This window comes from Cedecea sp. AS113 (genome assembly GCF_037152415.1).
Classification (GTDB): Bacteria; Pseudomonadota; Gammaproteobacteria; order Enterobacterales; family Enterobacteriaceae; genus Cedecea.
Window position 1 is genome coordinate 105,913 of sequence record NZ_JBBCMI010000014.1, and the last position, 12,238, is coordinate 118,150.

Here is a 12,238-nt window from a genome sequence, read left to right on the forward strand (position 1 = left end):
CTATCTCCTGAGATCATTGCTTTTCTTTTTTATGGGAATGCTTAAACGCCGGGCTCTTGATGCAACCGACGACATGCGGTGCCATCTTCTCGGAACAGATGACAGCGCTCTGGCGGCAGGCCAATAGCGAATGTGGCACCCTCTTTTACCAACACCACGTCGTTCTGGCGGTAAACCAGGTTTTGACGAATGGCGGGGATTTGGATGTGAATCTGAGTCTCATGTCCCAACTGCTCAACGACCTGCACTTCCCCTTCAAGGGTGACATCAGCAATGTCGCTCGGCAGCAGGTGTTCCGGGCGAATGCCAAGTGACATATTGGCCCCCACCTGAACGTTGCGGCTTTCCACCGGCAGCCAGACATGCTGACGGTTAGGCAATTCCACCTGCACCTGATCAATGGCCGTCGCGGTCACTTTTACCGGCAGGAAGTTCATTTTTGGCGACCCGATAAAGCCCGCCACAAAGCGGTCTGCCGGGTAGTGATACAGTTCTAGCGGTTTCCCGACCTGCGCAATCCGGCCGGCATCCAGCACGACGATTTTGTCGGCCAGGGTCATCGCCTCAATCTGGTCGTGGGTCACGTAAATCATCGTGCGGCCCAGGCGCTTGTGCAGGCGGGAGATCTCAATGCGCATCTGCACGCGCAGCGCGGCATCCAGGTTGGAAAGCGGCTCATCCAGCAGGAACACTCGCGGCTCCGCCACCAGGGTTCGGCCAATCGCGACGCGCTGACGTTGCCCACCGGACAGCGCCTTAGGGCGGCGCTCCAACAAATGCGCGAGCTGTAAGGTTTCGGAAACCTGATTCACGCGCTGGTTGATCTCGTCTTTTTTTGCCCCGGCAAGCTTCAGGCCAAAGGACATGTTTTCGGCGACGGAGAGGTGGGGATAGAGGGCGTATGACTGAAAGACCATGCCCACGCCACGCTCGGCGGGTGGGGTGTCATTCATCCGTTTTTCACCAATCAGCAGCTCGCCGCTGGTGATGGTTTCAAGGCCTGCGATCATTCGCAGCAGCGTTGATTTACCGCAGCCAGATGGCCCGACAAAAACCACAAACTCTCCCTCATTGATGTCGAGATTGATGTCTTTCGACACCACCACGTCACCCCAGGCTTTTGTTACGTTCCGTAGCTGCACGCTCGCCATTACCACTCCCTCATTACTGCCGCCTGCCGTCGGACAGGTGATTCAAGATGTGTCCGACTATGAGGGATAGCTACATTTGGTAAATCCTCCGCCCTATGGCTTTTTTATGGGGGAGGAGACGGGAGGATGAGAGCGTGGTATCTGCAACCGGTTGCAGGCGGCACAAGGGATTTTCGTGATCGCGGCTTCAGTTTTCGCTGCGTTTTTATGTGCGCCAGGACACATAACGCTGAGTTATGCAAAGTAGATCACAGATAACTGCCCAGGGGCGTAGAGCAAAGGAGGATGAGAAGCGCTTGCCATCTCCGCAGACTTAGCACCGTGAATCTGCACTCCCCTATGAAGCGCACACCACCACTCAAAAGGATGGGAACATGAAAATGAAAACCGGCGCCCGCGTTCTCGCTTTGTCAGCCCTGGCAACGATGATGCTTTCCGCCTCTGCACTGGCAAAAATCGAAGAAGGCAAACTGGTCATCTGGATTAACGGCGATAAGGGCTACAACGGCCTGGCCGAAGTCGGTAAGAAGTTTGAGAAAGATACCGGTATTAAAGTCACCATTGAACATCCTGATAAGCTTGAAGAGAAATTTCCACAGGTGGCGGCAACCGGCGATGGCCCGGACATTATCTTCTGGGCTCACGACCGCTTCGGTGGCTATGCGCAGTCCGGCCTTTTGGCCGAAATCACCCCAGACAAAGCCTTCCAGGACAAACTCTATCCGTTTACCTGGGACGCCGTACGTTACAACGGCAAATTCATCGCTTACCCGATTGCGGTAGAGGCGCTGTCGCTGATTTATAACAAAGACCTGGTTCCAAACCCGCCGAAAACCTGGGAGGAGATCCCCGCCCTGGATAAAGAGCTGAAGGCCAAAGGTAAGAGCGCGCTGATGTTCAACCTACAGGAACCGTACTTCACCTGGCCGCTAATTGCGGCAGACGGCGGGTATGCCTTCAAGTTCGAAAACGGCAAATATGATGTGAAAGATGTGGGCGTAGACAGCGCGGGGGCGAAAGCCGGCCTGAGCTTCCTGGTCGATATGATCAAGAACAAGCAGATGAACGCCGACACCGACTACTCCATTGCCGAAGCCGCGTTTAACAAAGGCGACACGGCGATGACGATCAACGGCCCGTGGGCCTGGTCTAACATCGACAAGAGCAAAATCAACTACGGCGTGACGCTGCTGCCTACCTTTAAAGGCAAGCCGTCTAAACCGTTTGTCGGCGTCCTGAGCGCCGGTATCAACGCCGCCAGCCCGAATAAAGAACTGGCGAAAGAGTTCCTTGAGAACTACCTGTTGACCGACCAGGGTCTGGCGGATGTGAACAAGGACAAACCGCTCGGTGCCGTGGCGCTGAAATCGTTCCAGGAGCAGTTGGCGAAAGATCCACGTATTGCCGCCACCATGAATAACGCCCAGAAGGGCGAGATTATGCCTAATATTCCTCAGATGTCTGCCTTCTGGTATGCCGTACGCACCGCGGTTATCAACGCCGTTAGCGGCCGCCAGACCGTTGATGCGGCGCTGAAGGATGCTCAGGGACGTATCACTAAGTAAATCTTGCCCCTCACCCCGGCCCTCTCCCACTGGGGAGACGGAATTCGAACGGAGCCCGATTCTCTCCCACTGGGGAGACGGAATTCGGATTGAGCCCGCTCCCCCGCTAGAGTGAGAAAACAGGCCCTTTCTGTCCCCTCGCCCCCTTGGGGAGAGGGTTAGGGTGAGGGGAAATAACACGCTGTAGAGGAACACCCCATGGATGCAGTTAAAAAGAGCCGCTGGTGGCAAAGCGAGGGACTGAAATGGTCACTCATCGGGGCATTAGGCCTGCTGGTTGGCTATCTTGTGGTTTTAATGTACGCCCAGGGGGAGTACCTGTTCGCCATAATGACGCTGATTTTAAGCTCACTTGGCCTCTATATTTTTGCTAACCGTAAGGCATACGCCTGGCGCTACGTTTATCCCGGCATGGCCGGCATGGGGCTGTTCGTCCTCTTCCCGCTGATCTGCACTATCGCTATCGCTTTTACCAACTACAGCAGCACCAACCAGCTGACGTTTGAACGCGCGCAGCAGGTGCTGATGGACCGCCAGTACCAGGCAGGCAAAACGTTCAACTTTGGCCTTTACCCAGACGGCAATGAATGGACGTTAGCGCTCACCGACGGGGAAAGCGGGAAAAACTATGTCTCGGACAAGTTTACCTTTGGTGGTGAACAAAAAATCCGGCTGAAAGAAGCCGATGCGTTGCCAACCGGCGAGCGCGGCAACCTGCGCGTGATCACCCAAAACCGCCAGGCGCTGAGCCAGATAACCGCCGTGTTGCCGGATGAAAGCAAGGTGGTGATGAGCTCCCTGCGCCAATTCTCTGGCACCCGCCCGCTCTACACTCTGGCAGAAAACGGCGAGCTGACCAATAACCAGACCAGCGTAAAATACGCCCCGAACGACCATATTGGTTTTTACGAGTCGGTAAACGCCGACGGCAGCTGGGCCGGAGAACAGCTAAGCCCGGGCTATACCGTCACCATCGGCTGGAAAAATTTCCTGCGCGTTTTCCACGATGACGGGATCCAAAAACCGTTCCTGGCTATCTTCGTCTGGACGGTGATTTTCTCGGTGCTGACGGTGATTCTTACCGTCGCGGTGGGGATGGTGCTGGCCTGCGTAGTGCAGTGGGAAGCGCTCAAAGGCAAGGCGGCTTATCGCCTGTTGTTAATTCTGCCCTACGCCGTGCCTTCGTTTATTTCCATTTTGATTTTCAAAGGCTTATTCAACCAAAGCTTTGGCGAAATCAATATGATGCTGAGCGCACTGTTCGGCATTAAGCCCGCCTGGTTCAGCGACCCAACCACCGCTCGCTCAATGATCATCATCGTCAATACCTGGCTGGGTTATCCCTACATGATGATTCTGTGCATGGGGCTGCTGAAAGCGATTCCTGACGATCTTTATGAGGCGTCGGCAATGGACGGCGCGGGCCCGTTCCAGAACTTCTTTAAAATCACGCTCCCGCTGCTGATTAAGCCGCTCACGCCGCTGATGATTGCCAGCTTCGCCTTTAACTTTAACAACTTCGTTCTGATTCAGCTGCTGACCAACGGCGGCCCGGACAGACTCGGGACGACCACGCCAGCGGGATATACCGACCTGCTGGTGAGCTACACCTACCGCATCGCCTTTGAAGGCGGCGGCGGTCAGGACTTTGGCCTGGCTGCAGCTATCGCAACGCTTATCTTCCTGCTGGTGGGCGGCCTTGCGATTGTGAACCTGAAAGCCACCCGCATGAAGTTTGATTAAGGAGACCGACGATGGCCATGGTGCAACCCAAATCTCAAAAGCTGCGTCTGTTTCTCACGCACTTTCTGCTGCTGCTGTTTATCGCGGCAATCATGTTCCCGCTGCTGATGGTCATCGCCATCTCGCTGCGTCCGGGTAACTTTGCCACCGGGAGCCTGATCCCGGACCAGGTTTCATGGGAACACTGGAAGCTGGCGCTTGGCTTTAGCGTTGAGCACGCGGACGGTCGCGTCACGCCGCCACCGTTCCCGGTGCTGCTCTGGCTGTGGAACTCGATAAAAATTGCCGGGATCACGGCGATAGGTATCGTTACCCTTTCTACAACCTGCGCCTACGCTTTTGCCCGTATGCGTTTCCCCGGCAAAGCCACGCTGCTGAAAGGGATGCTGATTTTCCAGATGTTCCCGGCGGTGCTGTCTCTGGTGGCGCTGTATGCCCTGTTTGATCGTCTGGGCCAGTACATTCCGTTTATTGGTCTGAACACGCACGGTGGGGTGATCTTTGCGTATTTAGGCGGGATAGCGCTACACGTCTGGACGATTAAGGGCTATTTCGAAACGATTGATGGCTCGCTGGAAGAGGCCGCCGCGCTGGATGGCGCGACGCCGTGGCAGGCATTCCGTCTGGTGCTGCTGCCGCTGTCGGTACCGATTCTGGCCGTGGTCTTTATTCTGTCGTTTATTGCCGCGATTACCGAGGTGCCGGTGGCTTCGCTGCTGCTGCGCGACGTGGACAGCTACACGCTGGCCGTGGGGATGCAGCAATACCTTAACCCGCAGAATTACCTGTGGGGCGATTTTGCCGCCGCGGCGGTGCTCTCCGCGATACCGATTACCGTTGTGTTCCTGCTGGCCCAGCGCTGGCTGGTGAGCGGCCTGACCGCTGGCGGGGTGAAAGGTTAACGTTTATCCCTGAAGTCATTTGCTTCATCTTTATGCCATACCACTGCAACCCTCACTTTGACCTTAGCACTTTATTCAGGCGGCCCAAGGGCCGCCCTTTTTTATTCCCGCTTCAGGCGCTGGCTGTTACACAACCAAAGCGTAATAACCAACACCAGAATCGCGGCCGAGTAGATCAGCACGTCCAGCGGCGAACTGTGGTCAATGATAATCAGGCGCACAACTGCGGTAATGCCGATGTAGATAAAGTAGCGCAGCGGGAAGTGATAGCCCGACTGAAAATACTTCACAATCAGCGCGATAAACTCGAAATAGAGGAAGTAAACCACCAGCCCCTCGATAAACAGATACGAGCTGGCGTCATCTCCCGGCGCAAACAATACGGTGGCCAGGTGAATGGTCTCTTTGCCGAGGAAGATAATCAAAATCAGCCCAAGGGCTAACAGCCCCAGATTAAGCACCGTCTGCATGACGGTAGAAATCCAGGAAAAACGCGGTGTCGCAGGCATAACGGCCTCTCATTTTTATTGTGGTCTTGAGAGGCTGTTATACGTCTAAAATGTGATCTTGATCTAGTTTATTTACTTACCTTCGTTAGCGGAAATTTTCGCTGCGGTCGCTGGTCACCCCATACAGATCAAACTTACGGCCCAGCATCTGCCCGCCGTCACGCGTTAGCGGTGTCCAGGTCACCTGCGCCCGGCTGCGGGTTGGGTAAGCCGAGAAGATATCCAGCGGCACATTGATGTAGAAACCTTTGGTGAAGTCCCCCTCGCCGTACTCTTTCTTCGACACGTTGGTGATGGTGGCGTAGGTGCCCACCACGATCCCGCTGTCAAAGTGTTTGGAAATCTCCAGCGTGCCGCCTTTATCCTGCGCCAGATACTGGCCGATACTGAGCTTAACCAGCACATCCTGAGCAAACGGCGGCGTCCAGTAGCCGGTGATATGCCCGGTCTTCGCGCTGTAGTCGGTAAATTTCATCATGTCCTGCGAACTGCGCCAGTCACGCTGTTTGACGTAGTTGCCGTTGACGCCGATCGCCCAGTTGCTGTCCACCGGACGGTAAAGCAGCTCGGCCCCCGCCCCGCCGTACATGGTTTCCAGATAGCCCGCATAAACCTGGCCGTAAATCCCATGCCCAAAGTACTGGAAGTAGTTGGCCTGCAGGTTGTTGATGTAAACATCGTTTTCTACATATTCGCGAACGTGGGTACGCACGCGCGGCAGCGTAGAATCCATTGGCGGATTGGTGTAGTTAAATTTGTCGTAGTTATTGGCGACGTTGGCAAACAGGCTGCCGCTGGTTAACAGGTGATCCGTCAGCCAGTAATCGACGTTCCCCATCACCCCGACCTGGTACATATAGAAGCTTTCCGGGCCACCGATAGACTGGTTGAGAATCGGATCAATTGAATAATTAAAGCGCGACTTCTCGATGTAGTATCCCTGTTCGGTGCTTTCTGGCACTACCGGCTCAACGCGTTTTTGTACCAGCGTCGTTTCCTGCCCCAGCGGTTCCCCCTCAAGGTGCCGACGCAGGCTGGCCACGTCCGTTTCAGTGGTAACCTGCGGCATATTAATCCGGCTTTCGGTAATGCGGATGGTGCGAATATTATCCGGCAGGTCATTCATCACGATGCGGTTGGCGCGTTCGATGCCTTCGCGGGAATTGCGGTATTTCACCTGCTCGCCCGTGACGTAGAGCGTATCCCCTTTGACCTGAATGTTCGGGTTGATCAGCCCGGCGTTGTATTTCAGGTCGGTCAGTTGATTGGCCACCACGTTGTGCTGCAGAATTTCGTCCTGCGGGTGCGGCTGATACTCAGGACGACGGGAATCGTTGTACCCCGGCTTGAGGTCATTGAAATTGGTGCGGAGCGTCACGCCAAACATAAAGGTGTTGCCGCGCTCGTAGCTCATGTTCACGTCGGCCCAGTCGGTCACCCGGTAGATAGCGCCGACGTTAACGCTGCTGCGCTGGTCTATTTTCCCCGCAAACTCATGGCTGTAGTTGTTGCCCTCATATTCAACCTTCAGCCTGAGTGGCTGCCACGGCGTCTGGTACTCTACGCCGCCAAACAGCGACGTCGGGCCGTGGAACATGCCGCTAAAGTTGAAGGAGCCCGCCATTTGGTAGCTGTTATCCCGGTGGCAGTATTTGTCGCTGTATTCACAGAGCGGGTTTTTGATGTTGCCGCTGGTGCCTAAATACCCCCAGCCCATGCCAAGGCTGAAGTCGAACGGCCCCCAGGCTTTGCTCGCCACCACATATTCACCGTCAAACAGCCCGGTGCCGCCCAGGTCACGAATACCGGCAGAGACCTGAGGCAGCCAGTAGCCCTCTTCCCACAGGCGGAATTTCACGTCAAACGCTTTGTCTTTATAGGTCTGGTCACCCGAGAAAGCCTTCACGCTACTGTAGTGACGTGTGCGCACGTCGGTGTAGCGCAGCGTGGCCTCCATCCAGGGGAAAAGCTGCATGGAGGCGGAGTAGAAGCGGTACTGATCGTTGTCGCGGTAGTTGAGATTAAATTCGCCCTCAGGCGCCATGCGCGCCGTCGGCGTTTGCAGCAGACCCGCGCCGCCAAAGTCTGCCTGCGAAGGGCCAACGGGAGCCGGATACGTTTCGGCGCGGCAGGCGGAAGTCACCGCCAGCGCAATCAGGCTATACAGGTAACGTTTTTTCATTAATCCGGTATCCGATGGGTCAGGGTATTAAGAATCTGCTGGTTCAGCTCATCAAAGGTGGCGCTGAAAAGGCGGTCAGAGAATCCCACAAAGATAAGGCTACCTGGCGACGGTTCTCTATGGCGTTTATTCCAGTAAGCAACTGGCGCTTTTTCGATTTTGCCGTCCGGGTAAATCACCCAGGCATAACTTCTTTCGGCCCCGCTCAACAGGCTGACGTCGTCCAGATAGTCATCCACGCTGCGTCCGGGGGTAAAAGGTTTCACGCCGGGCGAACTGACTAATCCCACCAGGGTGATGGTTGTGGGCTGCGGGCCGGCCCAAAGGCTGTATTCCCCCTGAAGCGGCACGTTTGATTGTGGGCGAAGGCGAACCCAGTCGGGGTCCAGATTGACAAACTGCCGCCCGGTCACATGCATAGCGCTGAGCTGCTGGCGCAGTCCGTTGATTGCCGCCCCGTCGTCTCCGCCTTCGTCCGCCGCCACTTCAGCCAGGCGCGCCAGAAGCTGCTGGTGTTTTTGCTCTTCTGCGGCGCTTGCCTGCCGGGTGCTAATCACCGCCGCAGGCCACCAGGTGCTGCTTAACGCAGGGTTAGTCACCAAATCCGCCAGCCTGGCGGCATCTTTAATCACCCGCGGCTGCGTTTGCGGTTGGGTATAGACCGTCACGGTACTTTCTGCGTGGGTAAAGGCGCTGGCAAAAAGCAGAGCCATAAACGTAAAGGGGAGTTTTTTCATTGTTTTGCCGCCTTCACAAGAAGCGTGGTAATGGGCCAGTAGCCGGGGCCAAGGTACTGTTTTGATTTGCGGATTTGGCCTTCATCGTCCACCCAATAGCGGTTCGTCCAGCTTTTCCCGAGCGCGGTTACCTCTTCTTCCAGGACGCGTACTTTGGTCACGCTACTGCCAAGCTTCACCGTGTCGGTGCCGTCAAATTCAAAGGTGGACGTTGCTGTGGCGTAGCGAACCTGCTGGCGTTCAGTCCAGGCCATCTGCCGGGTCCAGCTCGCGCCATCCTTAATCTGTTTCACGTTCGCCAGCGGGTCACGGGCCAGGTTGGTCACTTCCGTCAGGTTGTCGCCCAGCCCGGAGGTTTTCACAATGCGGCCGTTCTGCGTGACGATGACCGATCTGTCCTGCGTCACCCACTTCTGCTGGCCGTCTTCGTTATAGGCCAGCACCACAAACAGCTGCGGGCCGTTGTTGATGCTCATGTACTGGCTCGCGTAGCGCATCTCGGCAATTTCATCGTCGGTAAGCTGCACGCCCCCACCTCCGGCAATACTGTTCCAAAGCGAGGTGCCAAGCCCTCTGGTGGTCGCTGAGCACGCCTGGAGTAACAGACAGACAAAGAGTATTGCGAGTCGCTGCACGGTGATTCCCCGATTTAAAATAACCACACCGAAGTGTGGTTATGGTTAAAAACACCCAAACGTTAACGGGTGGTGGTGCTGGTCGTCGTGGTTGTGGTGGTTCCGGTGTTTGAACCGTCGCCGCCACCGGTTGCGGCTAATGCCACACCAACCGCAGACCCAACAGTGCTGGCGCTGGTTGCAGCAGAACTGCCTGCAGACACAGACGTCGCCTGCGCGCCGGCCGCATCACCCACAGCTACAGGGTCAGCATTCGCCGCGCCGGCGGCAGCCAGCGTAAATATGGCTAAAGCGCCATAAAGGGTTTTTCTCATTACAATTTCCCTTCATTGAATGAATGGAGATTTACCTGAAAAGGTTTCAGGCGCGATCGAGTATACACAACACAATGTGATGAATTAGCCTGCAGAAAATAAGGGATGAACTTTAAGAAAAAGAGTAAAAATCAAGAATTGAGTTATATTTAAATGAAAGTTATTCAAACAAAAACAATTATTTACCAAGAGGCATTGGAAATATCAATTCAATATAATCTTAAATTAAAGCCCTGACAAAGCGGCGGGAAAATCATTTTTAGGATTAACCTCAGGGTGGCAATATCGAAAATTATGACGACAAGGGGATAACTCTTATAAAAAATATGCCAGCACGAGGCTGGCATATTTTCATCACGCGGTTTAATTAATCACGCCATGCTTTATAGCGGTTAATCAGGCCGTTGGTTGAGCTGTCGTGGCTGGCGATTTGTTTGTCGTCACCCAGCTCTGGCAGGATGCGGTTAGCCAGCTGTTTGCCCAGCTCCACGCCCCACTGGTCGAAGGTGAAGATGTTCAGGATCGCGCCCTGGGTGAAGATTTTGTGTTCGTAAAGTGCAATCAGCGCGCCCAGGCTGAACGGGGTAATTTCGCGCAGCAGGATGGAGTTGGTTGGGCGGTTGCCTTCGAACACTTTGAACGGCACAACGTGGTCCAGCGTGGCCGGATCTTTACCCTGCTCACGGTATTCCTGCTCAACCACTTCACGGGATTTCCCGAACGCCAGCGCTTCGGTCTGTGCGAAGAAGTTAGACAGCAGTTTTGGATGGTGATCCGACAGCGCGTTATGGCTGATAGCCGGTGCGATGAAGTCGCAAGGCACCATTTTGGTCCCCTGGTGGATCAGCTGGTAGAACGCGTGCTGCCCGTTGGTACCCGGCTCACCCCAGATAATTGGGCCAGTCTGGTAGTCCACGGCGTTGCCGTTGCGGTCAACGTACTTACCGTTGGACTCCATGTTGCCCTGCTGGAAGTAGGCGGCAAAGCGATGCATGTACTGGTCGTATGGCAGAATCGCTTCAGTTTCAGCACCGAAGAAATTGTTGTACCAGATGCCGATCAGCGCCAGCAGAACCGGCAGGTTTTGCTCGGCAGGCGTGGTGGAGAAGTGTTTGTCCATCGCGTGCGCGCCGGACAGCAGCTCAACAAAGTTGTCGAAGCCCACGGACAGAATGATGGACAGGCCAATCGCGGACCACAGAGAGTAGCGGCCGCCAACCCAGTCCCAGAATTCGAACATGTTTGCGGTGTCGATACCAAACTCACCGACGGCTTTCCCGTTGGTGGACAGCGCAGCGAAGTGTTTTGCCACGTGCTTTTCATCGCCAGCGGCACGCAGGAACCAGTCACGCGCGCTGTGGGCGTTAGTCATCGTTTCCTGAGTGGTGAAGGTTTTAGAGGCCACCAGGAACAGCGTGGTTTCCGGGTTAACTTTCTTCAGCACTTCGGCAATGTGGGTACCGTCAACGTTGGACACAAAGTGCATGTTGAGGTGATTTTTGTATGGACGCAGCGCTTCGGTAACCATGAATGGGCCGAGGTCAGAGCCGCCGATACCGATGTTAACCACGTCGGTGATGGCTTTACCGGTGTAGCCTTTCCAGTTCCCGCTGATGATACTTTCAGAGAAGGCTTTCATCTTCTCAAGCACCGCGTTCACTTCCGGCATTACGTCTTTGCCATCGACCACGATAGGCGTGTTGCTGCGGTTACGCAGCGCAACGTGCAGCACGGCGCGGTCTTCGGTGCGGTTGATTTTCTCGCCGGCGAACATGGATTTGATCGCGCTCTGCAGATCGGTTTCTTTCGCCAGCGCCTGCAGTTTTTCGAGGGTTTCGGTGGTGATGCGGTTTTTGGAGAAGTCCACCAGCATCAGGTCATCGAAAGTTGCGGAGAACTTGCTGAAGCGGTCGTTATCTTTCGCGAACAGGTCGGAAAGCGTAACGTCTTTCATCTCATCGTAATGTTTCTGGAGTGCCTGCCAGGCAGAGGTCTGCTTCGGGTTGATGTTTTTCATAGCAATACTCTTCTGATTTGAGAATTGTGACTTCGGTCGATTGTAGCGCCTGCAGGCAAAAATTGTGATTGATTTTATGCCATTAACCGAGGGTTTCCCGTAACCCCCTAAAAAGCGGCAAAAATACCCTCTTATAAGTTAAATTCCTGATTACCGATTTAACATGAAAAATCCGCATAACCCCGCAGTTGACATGCCTTCGCCGAAGCTTTATTTATTAGGCGCTACCTGCGCGTGCGCAGGCCAGAAGAGGCGCGTTGCCCAGAAAATCGTATCCGAGAAACCAGTAACAAGGACGATACGTGAGGGGGAGCAACGCCGAGATGATGAAGCGGCTGGTCACGCTTATTGTCGGCTGCAGGGGCTGAATCCTCTGGGTTGTCACCAGAAACGTTCGCAGTCGAGCGTTTCATATCCGGCTCCAAAGCTGGATAGACAAGGTGGAGCACTTCTGGGTGATATCGTAGTTCTCCTGCTCTGCGC

General features: G+C 55.0%; 10 protein-coding genes and 1 riboswitch. Of the genes, 3 read left to right on the forward strand and 7 right to left on the reverse strand.

Translation table 11 applies throughout. The features are described 5' to 3' along the window. Window positions 1-41: 41 nt before the first annotated feature. On the reverse strand, window positions 42-1,151 hold the full coding sequence (gene malK, locus WFN87_RS16775; RefSeq protein WP_008455848.1) for a maltose/maltodextrin ABC transporter ATP-binding protein MalK: 1,110 nt from the start codon (window positions 1,149-1,151) through the stop codon (window positions 42-44). Between the two features lie 374 nt (window positions 1,152-1,525). Between malK and malE the strand changes: the two genes are divergently transcribed. From malE to malG, 3 genes are all read left to right on the forward strand, one after another. Then, on the forward strand, window positions 1,526-2,716 hold the full coding sequence (malE, locus tag WFN87_RS16780; protein ID WP_008455851.1) for a maltose/maltodextrin ABC transporter substrate-binding protein MalE: 1,191 nt from the start codon (window positions 1,526-1,528) through the stop codon (window positions 2,714-2,716). A gap of 198 nt (window positions 2,717-2,914) precedes the next feature. Then, entirely contained in the window at window positions 2,915-4,459 is a 1,545-nt protein-coding gene (gene malF / locus WFN87_RS16785; RefSeq protein ID WP_336818232.1) for a maltose ABC transporter permease MalF, read from the forward strand. Between the two features lie 11 nt (window positions 4,460-4,470). Beyond that, on the forward strand, window positions 4,471-5,361 hold the full coding sequence (gene malG, locus WFN87_RS16790) for a maltose ABC transporter permease MalG (RefSeq protein WP_008455854.1): 891 nt from the start codon (window positions 4,471-4,473) through the stop codon (window positions 5,359-5,361). Window positions 5,362-5,462: 101 nt separating this feature from the next. Here the strand turns inward: malG and psiE are convergent, their stop codons facing one another. The 6 genes from psiE to pgi all read right to left on the reverse strand — a co-directional run bounded on the left by psiE (window position 5,463) and on the right by pgi (window position 11,755). Next, a complete protein-coding gene (gene psiE, locus WFN87_RS16795) occupies window positions 5,463-5,870 on the reverse strand; it encodes a phosphate-starvation-inducible protein PsiE (protein ID WP_008455857.1) in 408 nt (135 codons plus the stop codon). Between the two features lie 85 nt (window positions 5,871-5,955). Then, window positions 5,956-8,052 (reverse strand): YjbH domain-containing protein, encoded by a 2,097-nt coding sequence (locus WFN87_RS16800; protein ID WP_008455859.1) that lies wholly within the window; start codon window positions 8,050-8,052, stop codon window positions 5,956-5,958. Continuing rightward, a complete protein-coding gene (locus tag WFN87_RS16805; RefSeq protein WP_336983315.1) occupies window positions 8,052-8,789 on the reverse strand; it encodes a capsule biosynthesis GfcC family protein in 738 nt (245 codons plus the stop codon). The genes WFN87_RS16800 and WFN87_RS16805 overlap by 1 nt, the downstream gene beginning before the upstream one ends. After that, entirely contained in the window at window positions 8,786-9,424 is a 639-nt protein-coding gene (locus WFN87_RS16810) for a YjbF family lipoprotein (RefSeq protein ID WP_166877623.1), read from the reverse strand. Before WFN87_RS16810 ends, WFN87_RS16805 begins: the two co-directional genes overlap by 4 nt. A gap of 62 nt (window positions 9,425-9,486) precedes the next feature. Beyond that, a complete protein-coding gene (yjbE, locus tag WFN87_RS16815) occupies window positions 9,487-9,738 on the reverse strand; it encodes an exopolysaccharide production protein YjbE (RefSeq protein ID WP_008455862.1) in 252 nt (83 codons plus the stop codon). Between the two features lie 367 nt (window positions 9,739-10,105). Next, window positions 10,106-11,755: a glucose-6-phosphate isomerase gene (gene pgi / locus WFN87_RS16820; protein ID WP_336983314.1), complete on the reverse strand. Its 1,650-nt coding sequence runs from the start codon at window positions 11,753-11,755 to the stop codon at window positions 10,106-10,108. A 239-nt stretch (window positions 11,756-11,994) separates the two neighbouring features. Then, window positions 11,995-12,214: riboswitch (Lysine riboswitch) on the forward strand. The last annotated feature ends 24 nt before the right edge of the window (window positions 12,215-12,238 follow it).

What these genes read in the sequence shown, in the direction of transcription:
- WFN87_RS16805 (WP_336983315.1), bottom strand. Translation starts at nt 8,789, where the DNA reads ATGAAAAAACTCCCCTTTACGTTTATGGCTCTGCTTTTTGCCAGCGCC.
- malK (WP_008455848.1), bottom strand. Translation starts at nt 1,151, where the DNA reads ATGGCGAGCGTGCAGCTACGGAACGTAACAAAAGCCTGGGGTGACGTG.
- WFN87_RS16800 (WP_008455859.1), bottom strand. Translation starts at nt 8,052, where the DNA reads ATGAAAAAACGTTACCTGTATAGCCTGATTGCGCTGGCGGTGACTTCC.
- malF (WP_336818232.1), top strand. Translation starts at nt 2,915, where the DNA reads ATGGATGCAGTTAAAAAGAGCCGCTGGTGGCAAAGCGAGGGACTGAAA.
- malG (WP_008455854.1), top strand. Translation starts at nt 4,471, where the DNA reads ATGGCCATGGTGCAACCCAAATCTCAAAAGCTGCGTCTGTTTCTCACG.
- malE (WP_008455851.1), top strand. Translation starts at nt 1,526, where the DNA reads ATGAAAATGAAAACCGGCGCCCGCGTTCTCGCTTTGTCAGCCCTGGCA.
- yjbE (WP_008455862.1), bottom strand. Translation starts at nt 9,738, where the DNA reads ATGAGAAAAACCCTTTATGGCGCTTTAGCCATATTTACGCTGGCTGCC.
- pgi (WP_336983314.1), bottom strand. Translation starts at nt 11,755, where the DNA reads ATGAAAAACATCAACCCGAAGCAGACCTCTGCCTGGCAGGCACTCCAG.
- psiE (WP_008455857.1), bottom strand. Translation starts at nt 5,870, where the DNA reads ATGCCTGCGACACCGCGTTTTTCCTGGATTTCTACCGTCATGCAGACG.